15 protein-coding genes are annotated in these 18,850 nt (G+C 72.5%); 11 read left to right on the top strand and 4 right to left on the bottom strand.

The features are described 5' to 3' along the window. The first annotated feature begins 10 nt into the window (after positions 1 to 10). Positions 11 to 589: a TetR/AcrR family transcriptional regulator gene (locus tag ACIBIW_RS26425; protein WP_399339538.1), complete on the top strand. Its 579-nt coding sequence runs from the start codon at positions 11 to 13 to the stop codon at positions 587 to 589. Between the two features lie 114 nt (positions 590 to 703). Here the strand turns inward: ACIBIW_RS26425 and ACIBIW_RS26420 are convergent, their stop codons facing one another. From ACIBIW_RS26420 to ACIBIW_RS26410, 3 genes are all read right to left on the bottom strand, one after another. After that, positions 704 to 949: a WhiB family transcriptional regulator gene (locus ACIBIW_RS26420; protein WP_399339537.1), complete on the bottom strand. Its 246-nt coding sequence runs from the start codon at positions 947 to 949 to the stop codon at positions 704 to 706. A 170-nt stretch (positions 950 to 1,119) separates the two neighbouring features. Continuing rightward, a complete protein-coding gene (locus tag ACIBIW_RS26415) occupies positions 1,120 to 2,157 on the bottom strand; it encodes a LacI family DNA-binding transcriptional regulator (RefSeq protein WP_399339536.1) in 1,038 nt (345 codons plus the stop codon). A 158-nt stretch (positions 2,158 to 2,315) separates the two neighbouring features. Further along, positions 2,316 to 2,885 (bottom strand): TetR/AcrR family transcriptional regulator, encoded by a 570-nt coding sequence (locus ACIBIW_RS26410; RefSeq protein ID WP_399339535.1) that lies wholly within the window; start codon positions 2,883 to 2,885, stop codon positions 2,316 to 2,318. A 69-nt stretch (positions 2,886 to 2,954) separates the two neighbouring features. Here ACIBIW_RS26410 and ACIBIW_RS26405 point away from each other — a divergent pair, with 69 nt between their 5' ends. Next, entirely contained in the window at positions 2,955 to 3,848 is an 894-nt protein-coding gene (locus tag ACIBIW_RS26405) for an NADP-dependent oxidoreductase (RefSeq protein WP_399339534.1), read from the top strand. Positions 3,849 to 4,015: 167 nt separating this feature from the next. On the opposite strand, the gene ACIBIW_RS26400 is transcribed toward ACIBIW_RS26405, so the two are convergent. Then, positions 4,016 to 5,167 carry a multicopper oxidase domain-containing protein gene (locus ACIBIW_RS26400; RefSeq protein WP_399339533.1) on the bottom strand — a complete coding sequence of 384 codons (1,152 nt, stop codon included), beginning with the start codon at positions 5,165 to 5,167 and terminating at the stop codon, positions 4,016 to 4,018. 197 nt (positions 5,168 to 5,364) lie between these two features. On the opposite strand from ACIBIW_RS26400, the gene ACIBIW_RS26395 reads away from it, so the two are divergent. The 9 genes from ACIBIW_RS26395 (at position 5,365) to ACIBIW_RS26355 (ending at position 18,835) form a co-directional block, all read left to right on the top strand. Then, positions 5,365 to 7,878, top strand: coding sequence for a ThuA domain-containing protein (locus tag ACIBIW_RS26395; protein ID WP_399339532.1), 2,514 nt, complete (start codon positions 5,365 to 5,367; stop codon positions 7,876 to 7,878). 56 nt (positions 7,879 to 7,934) lie between these two features. After that, complete coding sequence (locus ACIBIW_RS26390; protein ID WP_399339531.1) at positions 7,935 to 10,121, top strand: OmpL47-type beta-barrel domain-containing protein; 2,187 nt, start codon at positions 7,935 to 7,937, stop codon at positions 10,119 to 10,121. 261 nt (positions 10,122 to 10,382) lie between these two features. Further along, positions 10,383 to 11,153 (top strand): SDR family NAD(P)-dependent oxidoreductase, encoded by a 771-nt coding sequence (locus ACIBIW_RS26385; RefSeq protein WP_399339530.1) that lies wholly within the window; start codon positions 10,383 to 10,385, stop codon positions 11,151 to 11,153. Between the two features lie 90 nt (positions 11,154 to 11,243). Then, complete coding sequence (locus tag ACIBIW_RS26380; RefSeq protein WP_399339529.1) at positions 11,244 to 12,314, top strand: ABC transporter substrate-binding protein; 1,071 nt, start codon at positions 11,244 to 11,246, stop codon at positions 12,312 to 12,314. Beyond that, on the top strand, positions 12,311 to 13,255 hold the full coding sequence (locus ACIBIW_RS26375) for an NAD(P)-dependent oxidoreductase (protein WP_399339528.1): 945 nt from the start codon (positions 12,311 to 12,313) through the stop codon (positions 13,253 to 13,255). Before ACIBIW_RS26380 ends, ACIBIW_RS26375 begins: the two co-directional genes overlap by 4 nt. Continuing rightward, a complete protein-coding gene (locus ACIBIW_RS26370; protein ID WP_399339527.1) occupies positions 13,252 to 14,073 on the top strand; it encodes an ABC transporter permease in 822 nt (273 codons plus the stop codon). The genes ACIBIW_RS26375 and ACIBIW_RS26370 overlap by 4 nt, the downstream gene beginning before the upstream one ends. Then, entirely contained in the window at positions 14,073 to 14,939 is an 867-nt protein-coding gene (locus ACIBIW_RS26365) for an ABC transporter ATP-binding protein (protein ID WP_399339526.1), read from the top strand. The genes ACIBIW_RS26370 and ACIBIW_RS26365 overlap by 1 nt, the downstream gene beginning before the upstream one ends. An 81-nt stretch (positions 14,940 to 15,020) precedes the next feature. Beyond that, positions 15,021 to 17,105 carry a hydantoinase/oxoprolinase family protein gene (locus ACIBIW_RS26360; RefSeq protein WP_399339525.1) on the top strand — a complete coding sequence of 695 codons (2,085 nt, stop codon included), beginning with the start codon at positions 15,021 to 15,023 and terminating at the stop codon, positions 17,103 to 17,105. Continuing rightward, on the top strand, positions 17,102 to 18,835 hold the full coding sequence (locus ACIBIW_RS26355; RefSeq protein WP_399339524.1) for a hydantoinase B/oxoprolinase family protein: 1,734 nt from the start codon (positions 17,102 to 17,104) through the stop codon (positions 18,833 to 18,835). The genes ACIBIW_RS26360 and ACIBIW_RS26355 overlap by 4 nt, the downstream gene beginning before the upstream one ends. Positions 18,836 to 18,850 lie beyond the last annotated feature (15 nt).

Genomic DNA, 18,850 nt, shown 5'->3' with positions numbered 1-18,850 from the left:
GGATGGGCGCATGGGGCGGTGGGAACCAGGCGCACGCGAGCGGCTTGTCGTAGCCGCGGTCGACCTCTTCAACGAGCAGGGGTACGACGCCACGACGGTGGCGCAGATCGCCGAGCGCGCGGGGGTCACCAAGAGCACGTTCTTCCGGCACTTCCCCGACAAGCGGGAGCTGTTGGTGGCCGGGCAGGAGACGCTGAGCCGACTGCTGACCGAGGGGATCGCCGAGGCGCCCGAAGACGCGGGCCCGCTCACGGCGGTCACCGCTGGGCTGCTGCGGGCCGCGGGCATGATGGGCCCCGTGAACCGGCGGCTCGCGCCGCGGCTGCGGGCTGCCGTCGCCGCCAGCACGGAGCTTCAGGAGCGCGACGCCCTCAAGAGCGTCAGCCTCGGGGCCGCGATGACGGACGCGCTGATCGCGCGCGGCGTCCCCGACCCGACCGCGGCGGTGGCGAGCGAGCTGGGCGCCCTCGCCTTCAAGCGCGGCTTCGCCCGGTGGTCCGAGGGCGATCAGGAGGGCAAGGACGACCTCGGCGCCCTCATCCTGACGGCCCTGGACGAACTGCGCGCGGCCAGCGCGTCGTTGACCTGAGCGGGACACGCCGCACGGCGGACGCACGCGCCCGCCGTGCGCGAGCCGCGGCGAGGCCCCGCGCGCCCGACCGGGCCGCGCGTGCCCCCGATGTCGCGCGTGCCGCCGTTGTCGCTAACTCGGCGAGCGGCGCAGTGCCATGCGCTCCTTCTCGGAGAGGCCGCCCCAGACCCCGAAGCGCTCGTCGTGGGTGAGGGCGTACTCCAGGCAGACCTCGCGCATGTCGCACAGTTCGCAGATCCGTTTCGCCTCGCGTACGGAGCTGCCGGGTTCCGGGAAGAAGAAGTCGGAGCCGACCTGGGCACACAGCGCGTGCTGCTGCCAGGCCAGGTCGGCCGCGCCTGACCTGTCGATCTGCATGCGGACGATCCTGGTACGCGCCGAAAAACATTTGAGCAACGCGGCGTCAACGAGGGCGTGTCGCGCCTTGCGCGGGCCGCATACGCGGAGTACAAGCGCGGTCACGGTACGGCCGGGTACCGTATCGCGGGCCCCTGCGGGCAGGGGCCGGGGCGCGGCCGCGTGCGGCGTCAGGCGGTGGCGCGCCTGACGAGGGTGGTGCGGGTGACGACCCTGGTGTCGGCCGGGGCGACCGGGCCACGGCCGCCGCCGCGTGTGGTGTCCAGGAGCATACGTGCCATCATCCGGCCCATCTCCTCGATGTCCTGACGGACCGTGGTGAGCGGCGGGTCGGTGTTCGCGGCCAGCGGCAGCATGTCGTCGAAGCCGACGACCGCCACGTCCTCGGGCACCCTGAGGCCGCGGGCGCGCAGGGTGCGCAGGGCGCCGAGCGCGCTCAGGTCGTTGGCGGCGAAGACGGCGTCGAGGCCGGGGTCGCGGTCGAGCAGGGCGGCCATGGCGCGCTCGCCGCCCGCCGTCGTGAAGTCGCACTGCTCCACCAGCGAGGGGGCGCCGTCGCCGACCACCTCGCGGTAGCCGTCGAGGCGGTCCACGGCCGAGGTCTGGTCGAGGGGTCCCGTGAGGTGCGCGATCCGGCGGCGGCCGAGCCCGGCGAGGTGGCGGACCGCGTCCCGGGCGCCGCCGAGGTTGTCGCAGTCCACGAAGGGCACGTCGCGGGTGGTGCCGCTGCTGTCGGGCCTGCCACCGAACACGGTGGGCACACCGGCGGCCCGCACGATCCCGGGCAGCGGGTCGTTCAGATGGAGCGAGAAGGCGAGCGCGCCGTCTACGTGGCCGCCCGCGAGATAGCGGCCCACGCGCGCGTAGTCGTCGCTGTCCTCGGTGAGCAGCAGGACGAGCTGGCAGTCGTGGGCGGTCAGTTCCTTGCTGATGCCGCGGAGCTGGAGCCCGAAGAAGGGGTCGGCGAACACCCTGGTCTCGGGCTCCGCGACCACGACGGCGACGGCGTCATGGCGCCTGGTGACGAGGCTGCGGGCCGCCTGGTTGGGGACGTAGCCCAGTTCGTCGACCGCGCGCCGCACGCGCTCCGCGAGGTTGCGGCGCACCCCCGTGCTGCCGTTGACGACGCGGGACACCGTGGCCCGGGAGACCCCGGCGCGCTCGGCCACCGCTTCGAGGGTGGGGCGCGCATCGGTCGGCTCGCTCACGTTGGGCTACCTCCGGGCGTTTCGTGGGCTGACCCCTGCCACCCTATCCACGCCCGCACCGTCCTGAGAGCGCTCCCCGGCGGGTGTTCCCAGGCCGTCGGAGGCTCGGGGCCCGCGCGGCGCCCCCTACGCCCCGGCGGCCCGCGGGGGCGCGGGCGTCAGGCGGCCTCCCAGGCGGCCTCGACCATCCGGAAGATCTCGTCCACCGCGGCCTGCGGATCGGCGGCCTCGCGGGCGAGCGCGTAGGCGTCGACCGCGAACCGCGCGATCGTCCGGCAGGCCGTCTGCGAGCGCGAGCAGCCGGGGTCGGCGGCGATGGCGGCGGCCAGTGACTCGGCGTGCCGCAGCCGCATGGACTCCTCGTACTCCCGCAGGGCGGGCGTCCCGTCGACCAAGTGCCAGACCGGCGCGGCGCCCTCCGCCGAGCAGTGCCGCACCAGGGCCTCGATCTCGCGGCGCAACGCGGGGACGAGCGGCTCCTGCGGGGCCCGGTCGGTGACGGCCCCGGTGAGGCGGCGCTCGAAGTCCGCGTCACGCTCGAACACCAGCGCTTCCTTCGCGGCGAAGTGGGAGAAGACCGTGGTCACGGCGACATCGGCCTCGGCGGCCACATCGCGGATGCCCACCGCGTCGTACCCCTTCTCCAGGAAGAGCCGCAGCGCGGTGTCGGCGATCCTCTGGCGGGTCGCGGCCTTCTTGCGCTCGCGGCGCCCCGGTTGCACGGTCATGCGCTCACGCTAGCAGATACAAATCCGTAACCGTTTTTTAAAGCTAACCGTTAGTGCTACGGTCGCGGCATGAAGAAAGTGATATTCGCCGAGTTCGGCGGCCCGGATGTCCTGCGCCTCACCGACGCCGAGAAGCCCCACGCGGGCCCCGGCCGCATCCGCGTCGCCGTCAGGGCGGCGGGCGTGAACCCCGTCGACTGGCGGCTTCGCGAGGGGCAGGTGCTGGCGGCCCATCCGACCGAGCTGCCCTCGGGGGTCGGGCAGGACGCCGCCGGGGTGGTGGACGAGGTCGGCGAGGGCGTCGAGGGGGTCGCGGTCGGCGACCGGGTCTTCGGCGAGGGCGCGAGCACCTACGCCGAGTTCGCGGTGCTGTCCGCGTGGGCGCGCATGCCAGGGGGCCTGACGTTCGAGGAGGCGGCCGGCTACCCCTCCGTGGTGGAGACCGCGCTGCGCGTCATCCGCGAAGTCGGCGTGAGGCCCGGGCAGACGCTGCTGGTCAGCGGCGCCGCGGGGGGCGTCGGTTCCGCGGTGCTCCAGATCGCCCGCGAGCGCGGTATCGCGGTGACCGGCACGGCGGGGGCCGCGAACCAGGACTATCTGCGCGGGCTCGGCGCCGCCGCCACCACGTACGGCGACGGCTGGGTCGAGCGGGTGCGGCGGCTCGGCCCGGTCGACGCCGCCCTCGACCTGGCCGGCTCCGGCGTGGTCCGCGAACTCGTGGAGCTGACCGGGGACCCGCGCCGGGTGGTCTCCATCGCCGACCTCGGCGCGCCCGGCCTCGGCGTCCGCTTCTCCGGCGCGGCCGGGAGCATGCGGGACGCGCTCGCCGAGGCAGTCCGCCTCATCGAGGAGGGGCGGCTGCGCATCCCGGTCGAGAAGACGTACCCACTGGCCGAGGCCGCCGCGGCGCACGCCGACAGCAAGGCCGGGCATACGCGCGGGCGGCGGGTGATGGTGGTCTGAGGAGGCGGGCCCGCGCGCCCCGCCACTCATCGCGCCCCCCGCGCCCCGCGCCTGCGGCGAGCGGCGGGCAGGGGGACGACGGGCGGCGGCCGCGGGCGGGGGCGCGGGGCCGAGCGGGCACGGGAGCCCAAGCCCCCCGGGGACCTTCCCCGCCCCCCAGGAACTCGTTACGCCGAGTGATCCATGTGCTCCATCCCTTCCATCCCTTCCATCCCTTCCATGCCCTCCATGCCCTCCATGCCGTCCATCCCCTCCGCACTCTTCGCGCCGTCGCCGCCGGTGGCGCTCTTGTCCGCCGACGGGCTCTTCTTCTTCGAGTCGCCGGACGCGGTGTGGTCCATGTGCTCGTAGTCGGGGATGGAGCCGTCGGTGTTCTTCACCAGGAGCAGCCCGTACATCCCCTGGTCGGAGTGGCTCTGGACATGGCAGTGGTACATCCAGGCCCCGGCGCCCACGCCCTCGCCCGCGATGATCTGGAAGCCGAACGAGTCCGCGGGTCCGACCGTCTTGTTATCGATGACCGGGCTGGGGTCGTCCGGTCCCGTGAGCAGGCCCGTGCGGTTGTCCGCCCAGCGGTGGCCGTGGATGTGGAAGGTGTGGAAGTACTCGCCGTGCGTGATCATGACGATCTCGACGCGGTCGCCGACCGTGGCCTCGAAGTCCGGTCCCGGCAGGGTGTTGTTGACCTTCATGTCGTTGAACACGATGGTGTGGGTGGCGTCGGGCAGCAGGTCGCCCTTGCGGCGGACGACGACGGGTCCGTACAGGCCCGCCCTGATGCCGCCCGAGCCGTGCTCGCCGCCGACCGCGTGGTCGTGGTAGTGCCAGTAGCCCGCGCTGCCCTCGCGCCAGGTGCCGTCCGCGCGGCGCCCGGCGGCGTGGGTGCGCCAGGTGTAGGTGCGCTTGCCGCCCGGCTCGATCTGACTGTGGTTCATCATCGTGCCGTCGCTGGAGACTTCGTAGTCGAGGCCGTGGACATGCAGGCTGGCGTCCACGTCGAGGCTGTTCGTGACCTCGATGTGCAGGGTGTCGCCCTCGTTGATCTCGATCAGGGGCCCGGGGATGGACGCCTTGCCCGGTTCGAGCCCGTAGCCCATCTGGCCGTCGTCCAGCGCCTCCATGTACAGCGACATGTGTCTGACCTCGCCGCCGGGCGGCGCGAGCGCCGCCTTCGGGGCCTTGGGCGCCGCGCTCGCCGACGTCGCCATCGTGCCGAGGCCCGCCGCGGCGGCAGAGCCCGCCAGCAGCCGCCCGGTGAACGCCCGTCGGCCGAGCGCGCCCTGCCGCCCCTCGCGCGCCCTGCCCGTCGCTTCGCTCATCGCCGAACTCCCCCTTGGTACGGAGATTCACGGGGCGCAGCAGCCCCGGGGACGGCCTCACCGTAGCTGCGCGATGTTCGTTTATCCACACTCAGGACAAAGTTTGTACAACTCCGGTGATACCTATTGGCGAACCGCGAAAAGGGGTCTAGCTTCATCGGCGCTGTTGCTATGACCGACGAGGGGTGGGTGTATTCATGCGGCTCAAACCGCATCAGAAACCCTCAGCCGTACCAGGGTTGAGCAGAGCCACATACAGACCGGCCCGCGCGCGGCGGCGCGCGTGGGCCGCGGTAGCCGCCATCGGAGCGCTGGCCGCGGGACTCCTCACGGGTCCCGCGGCCTCGGCGCGCCCGGCAGGGGCGCTCGATCTGCCCTCGCCGCCGGGCACGTCCGACGTGAAGGTCCTGGTGTTCTACGGGTCGGCCGCGGAGGGCGACGAGTCCCCCGCGGTGAACGCGGGCATCGAGGCGATCGAGAAGATCGGCCAGTCGGGCCCCGCCGACCAGCAGTTCACCATCCAGGCCACCGACGACGCCGCCGTCTTCACCAAGGCCAACAAGATGGGCAAGTTCAACTCGGTCGTCTTCCTGACGGGCGGCGGTGACGTCCTGGACGCCGCCCAGGAGGCCGGTCTCAAGAGCTACGTCGAGGCGGGCGGCGGCTTCGTCGGCATCCACGACGCGGCCTCCGCGGAGCCGTACTCGGACTGGTACACCGGGCTGATCGGGGCGCGCCCCGCGGCGGACACCCCGTCGTCGGCGCAGAAGGCGGTCGTCGAGGTCGGCGACCGCAAGAATCCGGCGACCAAGACGCTGCCGCTGGAGTGGAACCGCACCGACACCTGGCCCAACTGGGCGGAGAACCCGACCGGCAAGGTGCACACCGTCGCCAGTGTGCGGGAGTCCTCCTACAAGCCGGGCGAGGGCGCCAACGGGGTGGACCACCCCATCTCCTGGTGCCGCGACTACGACGGCGGGCGGTCCTTCTACACCGGGATGGGCGGCACCGCGACGACGTTCGACGAGGCCGACTTCCGCGACCACCTGCGTGGCGCGCTGCTGTGGACCACGCGTCTGGTACGTGCCGACTGCAAGGCCACCATCAACGCCAACTACAAGGCCGAGCGGGTCACCGTGCCCAACCAGCCGGGCGAGCACGACCAGATCGCCGAGCCGCACGGCATGACGATCGCCCCCGACGGCCGGGTCTTCTACATCGGCCGCGGCGGCGAGAGCAACGACGCGCCGGTGGTCACCGACTGGGACGACCCTGACATGGGCCGGGGCGTGGGCACGATCCACATCTACGACCCCGACACCAAGAAGGTCAAGCTGGCGGCCGAGCTGCCCGTCTTCGGCAACAAGGGCGGCGGCGACGAGCTGGTCAAGATCGAGGAGGGCCTGCTCGGGATCGAACTCGACCCGCACTTCGCGGACAACCACTGGGTGTACGTGTACTACACCCCGTACCGCGACCTCGACCGTGAGAAGCACATGGACAAGCGCACGGTGTCCCGCTTCACCCTCGACCCGGCCACCGACAAGCTCGACCTCGACAGCGAGAAGGTGCTGCTGAGCTGGCCCGCCCAGGTGCACAGTTGCTGCCACGCCGGCGGCGGGATGACCTGGGACTCCAAGGGCAACCTGTACATCGGGGTCGGCGACAACAACTCCTCGCAGTACAGCGACGGCTACTCGGGCAACAACCCGGAGCCCAACTTCCAGGGCGTCTCGTTCGCCGACGCCCGGCGCACCGCGGGCAACACCAACAACCTCAACGGCAAGATCCTGCGCATCCACCCCGAGACGGACGGCACGTACACGCTCCCCAAGGGGAACCTGTTCACCGGCAAGGAGACCGACGAGGGCGGCGGCAAGACCCGCGGCGAGATCTACGCGATGGGCGTGCGCAACCCGGCGCGCATCTACGTCGACAAGAAGACGGACATCCTGTACGCGGGCTGGGTCGGACCCGACGCCCAGGACCCGTCGCCGACGTGGGGACCTGCCAAGTACGACACCTTCGCGGTGATCACCCACGCCAGCAACCGCGGCTGGCCGTTCTGCATGGGCAACAAGCAGCCGTACCGCGACCGCGAGCTGCCCGACCCGACGGTGCCGCAGGACTGGTACGACTGCGACCACCCGAAGAACGAGTCGCCGAACAACGACGGCCTGGTCAACCTGCCGCCGGTGACCGGCAACAACATCTGGTACTCGCCCCAGGGCGGCGCCCCCGACTACCCGCGCGACGAGAACGGCATCCCGTCGTACGACGTCAACGAGGCGCAGTACCTGGAGCCTTGGCTCCAGGGCGGCGGCCAGGCGACCATGGACGGGCCGGTCTACCGCTTCGACAAGTCGCTGAAGAGCGACGTGAAGTGGCCGCAGTACTGGGACGGCAAGTGGTTCGTCGGCGACTTCTACGACGCCACCAACCCGCGGCACGCCGTGCTGATGGACCCGAAGACCCAGGGCGAGGGCGGCATCCCGGTGCACGCGGACTCGCTGCGGCAGATCATCCCGGTCGGTGACGGCGGCATCAGGAACCTCATGGACTGGGAGTTCGCGCCCGACGGGTCGCTGTACGTCCTCGACTACGGGCGCGGCTTCTTCACCTGGGACGACCAGTCCGCGCTGTGGCGGGTCACCTACCACGGCGGGGCGCCCACTCCGGCGGCCAAGGACCTGGCCAGGAAGGACGGATGATGCGCAGCGCACCCCCCGGACGACGAAGAAGAGGTGCGGCGGGTCCGCCGCGCCTGATGGCCCTGCTCATGGGGCTGCTGCTGGTGCTCGGCCTCGGCTCCACGGCGGCGTACGCCTCCGGGGGCAAGGCGAGCCCCAAGGCGGCCGCGGCGCAGACCCTGACCTGGACCGGCGACAACGACATGACCAAGTACGCCTCCGTCCCCGACACGGCGGTGGCGGGCCCGGCGACGATCGTCTTCGAGAACAGCGAGGCGACCGGCAACACCACGGGCATGGCGCACACGCTGACGTTCGACACCTCGGACCCGGCGTACAACAACGACGTCAACGTCAACATCCTGGCGAGTCCGCTGGACTCGGCGGGCGGCAAGCACTCCGTCGAGGTGACGCTGACGCCGGGCACGTACCACTACTTCTGCTCCCAGCCGGGGCACGCCCAGATGTCGGGCACCCTGGTGGTGACGGACGGCGGCGGCGGTGAGGACACCACCGCGCCCGAGGTCGAGGCCACGGTCGACGGGCAGCAGAACGCGGACGGCGCCTACGTGGGCTCCGCGACGGTCGCCGTCAGCGCCACCGACGACAACTCGGGCGTGGACACCGTCGAGTACGCGCTCGAAGCGGACGGCGAGTGGCAGCCGTACACCGACGCGGTGGTGGTGGACACCGTCGGGGACCACACGGTGCGCTACCGCGCCACCGACAAGGCCGGGAACACCTCCGAGGAGAAGTCGGTCGAGTTCGCGGTCGCGGAGCCGGACACCAGCGACACCACGGCCCCGGAGACCTCGGCGACGGTCAGCGGCGACAAGGACGACGACGGCGCCTACGTGGGCAGTGCCACGGTGACCGTGACGGCGTCCGACGACGGCTCGGGGGTGAACACCATCGAGTACGCGATCGGCGCGGACGGCGACTGGCAGACGTACGACGCGCCGGTGCTGTTCGACGAGCCGGGCGACTACTCGGTGCGCTTCAGGGCCACCGACAAGGCGGGCAACGTCGCCGACGAGAAGTCCACGGACTTCACGGTGGTGGCGGCGCCCGTCGAGGACACCACACCGCCCGAGGTCACCGCGAAGGTGTCGGGCGAGAAGAACTCGGACGGCGCCTACGTCAACTCGGCCAAGGTGACGCTCGACGCAACCGACGCGGAGTCCGGCGTCGACAAGACCGAGTACTCGGTCGACGGCGGCCCGTTCCTCGCCTACGCCGACCCGGTCGTCCTCGACCGGGTGGGCTCGCACAGCCTCCAGTACCGGGCGAGCGACAAGGCGGGCAACACCAGCGACGCGAAGTCGCTGTCGCTGCGCGTCGTCCAGGGCGGCGGGGTGCCGACACCGCCGTGCCCCGAGTTCGACGAGCGGGACCACGTGTTCGTGGGCACGGTGGACACCGGTATCCCCAACCGGCTCACCAGCAACCGCTGCCGTATCAACGAGCTGATCGAGGACGAGAAGGAGTGGACGTCGGCGGCGCTGTTCGTCAAGCACGTCAAGACGGTCACCGACAAGCTCTACCTCGACGGTGTCATCGACAAGCGCGAGTACAAGAAGATCAACAAGGCGGCCAAGCAGTCGAACATCGGCAAGCCCGGACAGACCTCGGGCTACACCACCATCTTCGACGGCACCCAGGCGTCCCTGGACAAGTGGGAGCACGTCGGCGGCGGCGCGTTCGACCTCAACGACGACGGCTCGCTCACCACGAGCAAGACCGTCGGCGGCAGCCTCGGCATGCTGTGGTACCCGCAGCGCAAGTACGGGGACTTCTCACTGAAGTTCCAGTGGCGGGACGACGGCGCGGGTGACTACAACTCCAACGGCGGCGCCTTCGTGCGCTTCCCGTGGGTCCACGACTTCCCCCAGGAGTCGAGGCCGGAGTGGGTCGCCATCGAGTACGGCCACGAGATCCAGGTGTACGACGGACCGACCGGCGACATGTACAAGACCGGTTCGGTGTACGGCTTCGACCGGGTCGGCCTCGCCGGCGCGCAGGTGACGCCGAAGGGCACCTGGAACGACTACGAGATCCGGGTCGTGGGCCAGCACTTCTCGATCTACCGCAACGGTGTGCTGATCAACGAGTTCGACAACAACGGCGGGCAGGTCTTCGAGCCGCCGCGGTCGGACGACCCGGGCACCGACGCGAGGCGCTGGGCCGAGGGCTATATCGGGCTCCAGAACCACAGCACGGACGACGTGGTCTCGTACCGCGACGTCCGGGTGAAGGAGTTGTAGCGCTCCACGCGCGGTGCACCGAGCGGGGCCCGTCCCTTGGGGGGCGGGCCCCGTTCTTGCGTGTGGTGGTTCTTCTTGGACCCCGGGCCCGGCGTTCGTCGGGGTGGCGTTCCGTCGTGCGGAAACGTGGTGTCGGTGTGTTGACTTTGGTCTTACGGTAAATCCAAAATCCATTCACCAGGCCATGTCGGCCACCACGGGGCGCGTCCGTCCGCCCCGGCCGGTTCTTCTCAGGTCCCTCCCCCAACTCAGGGAGTTCCCGTGATCGATCTGCAAGGACGTGCCGCGCTCGTCGCCGGGGTTGGTCCGAACATCGGGCAGCGGGTGGCCACCCTCCTCGCCCAGTCGGGCGCGGCGGTGGTGTGCGTGGACCGGGACCGCGAGACCGCAGGGCGGTGTGCCGCGCTGGTCGCCGCCGAGGGCGGGAAGGCGGTGCCCGTCGCGGGCGACGTGGCCTCGCCCGCCGGGGTGTCCGCCATCTTCGAGGAGGTCGCGGACCGGGTCGGCGTGGTGGACGCGCTGGTGAACAACGCCGCCGTGTCGGTGCCCAGGGGCATACTCGACACCTCGTACGAGGACTGGCAGCGGGTGCTCTCGGTGGCGCTGACCGGCACCTTCCTGATGAGCCAGGCGTTCGCCCGCGCGCTGGTGGCGGCCGGGCGCCCCGGCTCCGTCGTCAACGTCGCCTCCACCTCGGGCCACCGGGGCCGCAAGAACGCGGTGGCGTACTGCTCCGCCAAGGGCGGGGTGCTCAACCTGACCCGGGCGATGGCGATGGACCTGGCACCGCACCGGATCAGGGTCAACTCGGTGTCGCCGACCAAGACGGGGCCCGCGCTCGCCGACGACGGCACCACCACGCGGGACTTCTCGGAGATCCCGCTCGGCCGCCTCGGCACCCCCGACGACCAGGCGCACGCGGTCCGCTTCCTGCTCTCGGACGAGGCCGACTTCATCACGGGACTCGACGTCAGGGTCGACGGCGGCACGCTGGCGACCTGGGGCACGAGGTCGTACGCGTCCGCCCGCTGAGGCACCCACACCGTCCGGCGGCGCCGGGCGGCACCGGCTCGCACCCGCGCTCACCTGGCCCGGCAGGGCCGGGAAGGTGGTGGTTTCCGCATGGCCGTACCTTCACGACCGCCGGGCGACCGGCGGCGCCGCACCACCCGCGGGCGGGCCGCCGCCGCGCTCGCCGCGTGCCTGGGGCTGCTCGCCGCCGGGTGCGGCGAGAGCACGTCGCGGCAGCCGGGCGCGCACGGCATGCCCCGGGAGGTGCGGGTGTTCACCTGCTGCGTCAGCGGCACCGAGATCCCGGTGTGGCTCGCCTACGACAAGGGCCTGTTCGCGAAGTACGGGCTCCCCGCCTCGGTGCTGAAGCTGGTGCCGCCGCCCACCGGGGGCGCCGCCCTGATCTCGGGGAGCACCGACATCGGCAACGACGCCCCCTCCGACGTGATCAACGCGACCGCCGCCGGCAACCACGACTTGGAGCTGGTGGCGGGCAAGACCAGCAAACCGGTGTTCCGGATCATGTCGAAGAAGCTGACCGACCCCCGGCAGATCAGGGGCAGACGGCTCGGTGTCTCGGGGAAGTTCGCGCCGCCCGCCCTCGCCGCGTACGCCTACCTGCACGACAGGTTCGGCCTCGAACCCGACAAGGACTACACCGTCGTGCCCGCGGCCCAGATCAGCGACCTGGTCTCCACCCTCGCGGGCGGCGCCGTGGACGCGGCCGTGCTGTCGACACCGCTCAACATCGCCGCGCGGAAGCAGGGCGCGCACGAGGTGGCCGACCTCTCGGGGCAGGTCGCCGAGGCCAACTCGTACGTGATGACCACCAAGCAGTTCGCGAAGGAGTACCCGGCGGCGGTCGAGGCGTATCTGAAGGCCGTCATCGACGCGATGGCGCTGGCGAGGTCCGACAGGCCCGCCACCGTCGCCAGCATCCGCAGGCACCAGCAGGGCCTCACCGAGCAGGCCGCGGAGACCGTCTACGAGGACTACGCCGACATCCTCGACCCGAACATGTACGAGGACGCGCTGCGCACCTACGTCGACTACCCGAGCACCCCGGATGTGGGCGAGGTCGACGTGAAGCCGCTGATGAACGACACCTTCCTCAGGAGACTCGACCGCCAGGGCTTCCTCAAGGACCACGGATTCGCCCTGAAGACAGGGGATGTGCAGTGAGCAGGATCAGCAAGCCGGGCCAGGCCGGCGAACGGCAGCACCCGAGGGTCGGCGTCGTCGGCCTCGGCAAGATGGGCCGCCCGATCGCGCGCCATGTGGCCGCGGGCGGCTTCCGGGTCGCGGGGTTCGACCTCGACGCGGACGCCGCCGAGGCGGCCCGCGCGGACGGGGTGCCGGTCCCCGGCACCCTCGAAGAACTGCTCGCCGAGTGCGACCTGCTGCTGGTCGCGGTCGACACCGAGGCAGCGGTGCGCTCCGTGACGCAGGCCGCCTGCGCCGCGTGGAAGAGCGGGAGGAACGCCGACGGCGCCGCGGGGGACCCGGGCGGCGGCAGGACGCTGGTGGTGCTTGCCACCATCACCGTCACCGCCATGCGCGAACTCGCCGCGCTGGCCGCCGCGTCGGGCGTCGCCGTGCTCGACGGGCCGCTGTGCAAGGGCGAGAAGGCGGCGCTCGACGGCGAACTCCTCGTCCTGGTGGGCGGGGCGCCCGAGGACTACGCGGTGTGCCGCGGGGTGTTCGCGTGCTTCGGCAAGGAGGTGTTCCACCTGGGCGCGGTGGGCGCGGGGCAGGCCGCGAAGCTGGTGAACAACCTGGTGCTGTGGGCGTCGATCACCGCGACGTCGGAGGGCTTCTGGCTGGCCGAGGAGTTCGGCGTCGACCTGGGTCTGATGCGGGAGGCGCTGCTGGAGAGCAGCGGGCGCACCTGGGCGCTGGAGACCTGGTACCGGCCGCGCGACATGCCCTGGGCCGCGAAGGACATGAGCATGGTCCTCGAAGAGGCGGACCGGGTGGGCCTGAGCCTGCCGATGGCGGGCGTGGTGCACGAGGCGATCAAGACGGTGAAGCGGCTCGGGCTGCCGGGCTCCCGGGCGGGCTCCGGGCCGGATTCCGGGCCGGGCTCCGGGACGGGCGGCGGCGCCGGGAGCGGGGCGTCATGAGCGCGGCGGGGGTGAAGGCGGCGCCCGGCGCCGGGCTCGCGGGCGCGAGGACGCTCGGCGGCTGGGCGCGGGCGCACGAGCGGGCGCTGCTCGGGGTGCTGGGCGTCGTACTGCTGCTCGCGGCCTGGCAGGTGACGGCCGCGCTCGAACTGATCAACCCGTTCTTCATCAGCTCGCCCAAGGACGTGGCGGTGGAGGCGGGCACCTATCTGTCCTCTCCACAGGCCGCGACGGACATGAAGACCAGCGGACTTGAGTTCCTGCTCGGCTTCGGCGGCGCGCTGGTGGCGGGGGTGCCGCTGGGCGTGGCGCTGGGCTGGTACCGGAGGTTCGACGCGCTGGCCGACCCGCTGGTGACGTTCTTCTACGCCTCGCCGCGGATCGCGCTGACGCCGCTGATGGTGGTGTGGTTCGGCATCGGCCTTGAGTCCAAGGCGGTGATCGTCGGCACCATGGCGATCTTCCCCATCATGATCAATATGTCGACGGGGGTGCGGGGCGTCGACCGGCAGTTGATCGACGTGGGGCGCGGCTTCCAGGCGAGCGGCCTCCAGACGCTGCTGACGATCGCGCTGCCCGCGTCGCTGCCGTCGCTCGCGGCGGGCGTCAGGCTCGGCATCGGGCAGGCCCTGATCGGGGTGTTCGTGGCGGAGCTGGTCGGCGCGTCCGCGGGGGCGGGCTTCACGATGAACCAGGCGGGCCAGAACTTCCAGCTCAACCTGGTCTTCGTCACCCTCTTCATCATCGCGGGCTTCGGTGTCGTGCTGACGCTGCTGCTGCGCCGGGTGGAGCGGTTCTTCACCAAGTGGGAGGTGTGATGGGCGCGGCACGGCGGCCGGGGGCCGTACGGGAGGCGGGGGCGCCCGGCGCGGAGGACGGCCGGGAGGCGGGCGCGGACGGCGGCATCGTCGTCGACGGGGTGTCGGTCGAGTATGTGGCGCGCAGGTCGCGCGAGGTGGTGCGGGCCGTCGACACGGTGTCGTTCCGGGTGGGGCCCGGCGAGTTCGTGGCGCTGGTGGGGCCGAGCGGCTGCGGCAAGTCGTCGCTGCTGATGGCGGTGGCGGGCCTCACCCCGTGCCGGGGCACCATCACCACCCAGGGGCGGCGGGTGCGCAGGCCCGACCGCTCGGTGGGCCAGGTGTTCCAGTCCGCGGCGCTCTTCCCGTGGCGGAACGTGCTGGGCAATGTGCAGTACGGGCTGCGGGTGCGCGGCGACGGCAGGGCGGCGGCGCGGGCGCGGGCGATGGAGATGCTGGAACTCGTCGGGCTCACCGAGCACGCGCGGAAGTACCCGCACGAGCTGTCGGGCGGTATGCAGCAGCGGGTGAACCTGGCGAGGGCGCTGGCCGTCGACCCGGAGATCCTGCTGCTCGACGAGCCGTTCGCGGCGCTCGACGCGCAGACCCGCGAGGACATGCAGGACGAGCTGCTGCGGATCTGGCAGGAGACCCGCAAGACCACGCTGCTTGTGACCCATCAGATCGACGAGGCGGTGCTGCTCGCGGACCGTGTGGTGGTGCTGTCCCGGGGCCCGGCGAGCCAGGTCCAGGAGACCGTCGAGGTCGGTCTGCCGCGCCCGCGCGACGAGCGGGTCAAGGACGACCCGCGCTTCCTCGACCGCACCAGGCGCATCGACGACCTGCTGCGCAGGGAGCGCGCCGGGACCCCTGACCGCGCGCGCTAGCGGCACGGCGCGCGTGCCCCGGCGGCGGGGCGCGGGGCCGGGCAGGGGCGTACCGAAGGCAGCCACCAGAAGGGACCTCCCGTGGGAACTGGCCGAGACTGGCTGACAGGTGTCGATGTCGGCGGCACGTTCACCGACGCCGTCCTCATCAGGCCGGGGCACGACCCGGTCATGGTCAAGAGCCCCACCAGGCGCGACGATCCGGTACGGGGCCTCGTGGACTGCCTCGACCGGCTCGCAAAGGCCGTCGGCACCGGGCGCGGCGCGCTGCTCGCGCGGGTCGCCAAGCTCGCGTACGGCACCACCCAGGCCGCGAACATGCTGGTGGAGGGGGACGGCGCCAGGACGGGGTTCCTCACCACCAAGGGCTTCAGGGACACCCTGGCCATCGCGGGCATGGGCCGCGACCGCATCGGCCAGGACCTCACCGCGAGCCGCGCCCCGAGCCTCGTACCGCGGCGTCTCGTCCACGAGGTCAGCGAGCGGGTGGTGGCAGGGGGCGAGGTGCTGACGCCGCTGCGCAGGTCCGATGTGGAGGAGGCGATCGAGCGGCTGCGCGCCGAGGGCGTGGAGGCGGTCGGGGTCGGGCTGCTGTGGTCGTTCATGAACAGCGCCCACGAGGACGAGGTGGCGGCGCTGCTGCGGGAGCGCACCGACTGGTTCGTGACGACCTCGTCCGAGTGCGCGCCGCTGATCGGCGAGTACGAGCGCTGCGCCACCACCGCGCTCAACGCCCGCCTCGGGCCCCCGGTGCGCGACCATCTGCTGGGTGTCGCGGACCGGCTCGCCGGGGACGGCCTGGGGCCGCGCCCGCTGGTCATGACGTCGGCGGGGGGCCTGCTCTCGCCCGCGGACGCCGCGCGGTCCCCGGTGTCGCTGCTGTCCTCGGGACCGGCGGGCGGGGTGCTGGCGAGCCGGCTGCTCGCGGAGGGCATGGGCATCTCCCATGTGCTCTGCGCGGACATGGGCGGCACCACCCTCGACGTCAGTCTGATCACGGACGGGCAGCCGGGGCGCAGGGAGCGCGGGGTGCTCGCGGGGCACGAGATCGCGGCGCCGGCGATCGAGATCGTGTCGGTGGGCGCGGGCGGCGGCAGCGTGGCGTGGGTGGAGGACCGCACCAGGCTGCGGGTCGGGCCGCGCAGCGCGGGCGCGTTCCCCGGGCCCGCGTGCTACGGGCGCGGCGGGGAACGCGCCACGGTCACGGACGCCGACTGCGTCCTCGGCCGGCTCAACCCCGACGGGCTCGCCGGGGGCAGCCTGCCGCTGGACCGGGAGGCGGCGGTGGCGGCGATGGGAAGGCTCGGCGGGGAACTGGGCCTCGGCGCCGAGGAGGCAGCGGCCGCGGTCCTGGCGATCGTGGACGCGTCGATGGCGGACGCCGTGCACGGCAGGACCGTCGCGCAGGGCCTCGACCCGCGCGAGTACACCCTGTTCGCGTACGGCGGCTCGGGCGCCCTGCACGCGGCGGCGATGGCCGCCGAGGTCGGCATCGCCCGGGTGGTGGTGCCCCGGCTCGCGCCCGTGCTGTCGGCGTTCGGGGTGGTGGCCTCGCATCTGGAGCACGTGCTGTCGCGGAGCGTGCCGGTGGCGGCGGACGACGTCGCGGCGATCGCGGCGGCGGCAGCGGACCTGGAGGCCGCCGGGCACAGGAACCTGGACATCGACGGGGTACCGCCGGAGCGGCGCTCGATGGCGCGCTCGGCCTCGATGCGCTTCCGCGGCCAGACCCACGCGGTGACGGTGCCGCTGCCGGAGGGCGAGATCACCGGGGAGCTGCTGGCGGGCGCGGTCAAGGACTTCGTCGAGCGCTACGAGACGCGGTACGGGGCGGGCACGTCGTCACGGGACGCGGGGGTCGAGTGCGTGACGCTCACGGTGCGCGCGGTCGGCAGGACGCCGCGCCCCGAGACCCGTCCCGAGCCCGCCACGGCGCACTCCCCCGCCCCCGCCGGGCGCAGGCGCGCCTGGACGGGCGACGGCTTCGCCGAGGTGGACCGCTTCGTGGGGCCGCTGGCGCCCGGCGCGGTGGTCGAGGGGCCCGCGGTGGTCGACCATCCCGGCAACACGGTGTGGGTGCCGCCCGGTGTGACGGCCCGGGTGGACGGGCTCGGCAGTCTGGTCATGGAGCCGGGCGGGGCCCGGCGGACGGGGGGCGCGGCATGAGCGGGATCGCGGACACGATCACCGCGGAGGTGATCCACAACAGGCTGGCAAGGATCGGCCACGAGGGCGGCCTCGTCCTCCAGCGGTGCGCGGTCAGCCCCACCGTGGTGGAGGCGAAGGACCTCGGCTTCAACGTCTCCGACGCCGAGGGCCGCACCATCGTCTACTCCACCTGGATGCCCCGGCACGGCACCACGCTCTCCTACATGCTGGCGAGCTGTAGGGAGACCTTCGCGGGCGACATACGCCCCGGGGACATGTACATGGTCAACGATCCGCACGCGGGTGCGCTGCACTCGCTGGACGTGGCGGTGATCGCGCCGGTCTTCGCCGAGGGCGTGCTCGCGGGCTGGGTGGGCAACGCGATCCACCACATCGACATCGGCGCGATGAGCCCGGGCCGGGCCCCGCTGGCCACCGACGCCCACCAGGAGGGCATCACCATCCGGGGCCTGAAGCTGGTGCGGGAGGGCGTGATCGACCCGCAGGTCTTCGCGCTGTTCTCGGACAACGTCCGCATGCCGCGCCACCAGGACATGGACCTCAGGGCGCAGATCTCGGCGAACCACTCCGCCGCGGAGAAGCTGCGGGCCCTCATCGGGAAGTACGGCCTCGACGCCTACCGCGCGGCCTGCGCGACCTCGCTCGACCTGGCGGAGCGTGCGGCGCGCGAGCGGATCGCCGCGCTGCCCGACGGCCACTACGCGTACCGGGAGACGCTGGACTACGACCGCGAGTACGCGCTGGTGGCCACGCTCGACGTCCGCGGCGGCGCGCTGCGGTTCGACCTCACGGGCACCGATCCGCAGTCGGCCACGTTCGTGAACTCGGCGGCGCCCTGCACGGTCGCGAACATGCACAACATCCTGGCCTGCCAGCTCTTCCCCGATCTGGAGGTCAACGAGGGCACGTTCCGCGCGGTGGACATCACGCTGCCGCCCGGCACCGTGCTCAGCGCCGAGTTCCCCGCGCCCTGCTCGGGGGCCTCCACGCTCGCGGGCTGGAAGGCGCAGCAGTTGGTGCTCGGGCTGCTCACCCAGGCCGTGCTGGGCTCCCCGCAGGAGTTCCGCGCCCAGGCGCAGTGGGGGTGGGCGTTCACGGAGGCGTCCTGGTCGGGGCGGGACGCGCGGGGGCGCTGGTTCAGTATGAAGGGCGACTCGACGATGCACGGCGGCGGCGCCCGCCGGCACACCGACGGCATCGACGTCGCCAACATCGCCGGGTCCACCAACACGGCGCTGCCCAGCGTGGAGTCGTACGAGCTGCGCTACCCGGTGCTCTACCTCTCCCGGGGGCTCGTGCCGGACAGCGAGGGGGCGGGCGAGTTCCGCGGCGGGCTCGCGGGCGAGTGGTCGCGGTGCCTGTTCGGGGTGGCGGAGTGCGACGAGCTGACGTTCTACATCGGCAGGGACCACGGCGCGGCGGGCGCGGCGGGCGGGCTGCCGGGCCGCCCCGCCTCGGTCGAGGTCAAGCGGGGCACGGACGTGGCGGCGCTGCTGCGCGACCACGTACCGGACTTCGACGAGCTGGCCGGTGAGACGGAACTCCTGCCGCAGCAGCCGCGCTCGCTCGCGGGCCGCCTCGGCGCCGCCGACGTGCTGCGGGTCAGGGGCATGGGCGGCGGCGGCTTCGGGCCGCCGGGCGCGCGGGAGCGGGACGCGGTGCTCGGAGACGTGGCCGAGGGCCTGGTGTCGCCGGAGCGGGCGGCGCGGGTGTACGGGGTGGAGTGAGCGCGCGCGGCGGGC

It is taken from the genome of Streptomyces sp. NPDC050560, from assembly GCF_044457285.1.
Lineage (GTDB): Bacteria > Actinomycetota > Actinomycetes > Streptomycetales > Streptomycetaceae > Streptomyces.
The sequence above is the reverse complement of the archived record's forward strand: the minus strand, read 5'-3'. Positions and strand labels throughout refer to the sequence as shown.

Excerpts from the sequence above, each read along its gene's own strand:
- ACIBIW_RS26355 (WP_399339524.1), top strand. The coding sequence starts at position 17,102 with ATGAGCGGGATCGCGGACACGATCACCGCGGAGGTGATCCACAACAGG.
- ACIBIW_RS26410 (WP_399339535.1), bottom strand. The coding sequence starts at position 2,885 with ATGACCGTGCAACCGGGGCGCCGCGAGCGCAAGAAGGCCGCGACCCGC.
- ACIBIW_RS26370 (WP_399339527.1), top strand. The coding sequence starts at position 13,252 with ATGAGCGCGGCGGGGGTGAAGGCGGCGCCCGGCGCCGGGCTCGCGGGC.
- ACIBIW_RS26405 (WP_399339534.1), top strand. The coding sequence starts at position 2,955 with ATGAAGAAAGTGATATTCGCCGAGTTCGGCGGCCCGGATGTCCTGCGC.
- ACIBIW_RS26365 (WP_399339526.1), top strand. The coding sequence starts at position 14,073 with ATGGGCGCGGCACGGCGGCCGGGGGCCGTACGGGAGGCGGGGGCGCCC.
- ACIBIW_RS26395 (WP_399339532.1), top strand. The coding sequence starts at position 5,365 with ATGCGGCTCAAACCGCATCAGAAACCCTCAGCCGTACCAGGGTTGAGC.
- ACIBIW_RS26390 (WP_399339531.1), top strand. The coding sequence starts at position 7,935 with ATGGCCCTGCTCATGGGGCTGCTGCTGGTGCTCGGCCTCGGCTCCACG.
- ACIBIW_RS26380 (WP_399339529.1), top strand. The coding sequence starts at position 11,244 with ATGGCCGTACCTTCACGACCGCCGGGCGACCGGCGGCGCCGCACCACC.
- ACIBIW_RS26420 (WP_399339537.1), bottom strand. The coding sequence starts at position 949 with ATGCAGATCGACAGGTCAGGCGCGGCCGACCTGGCCTGGCAGCAGCAC.
- ACIBIW_RS26425 (WP_399339538.1), top strand. The coding sequence starts at position 11 with ATGGGGCGGTGGGAACCAGGCGCACGCGAGCGGCTTGTCGTAGCCGCG.
- ACIBIW_RS26400 (WP_399339533.1), bottom strand. The coding sequence starts at position 5,167 with ATGAGCGAAGCGACGGGCAGGGCGCGCGAGGGGCGGCAGGGCGCGCTC.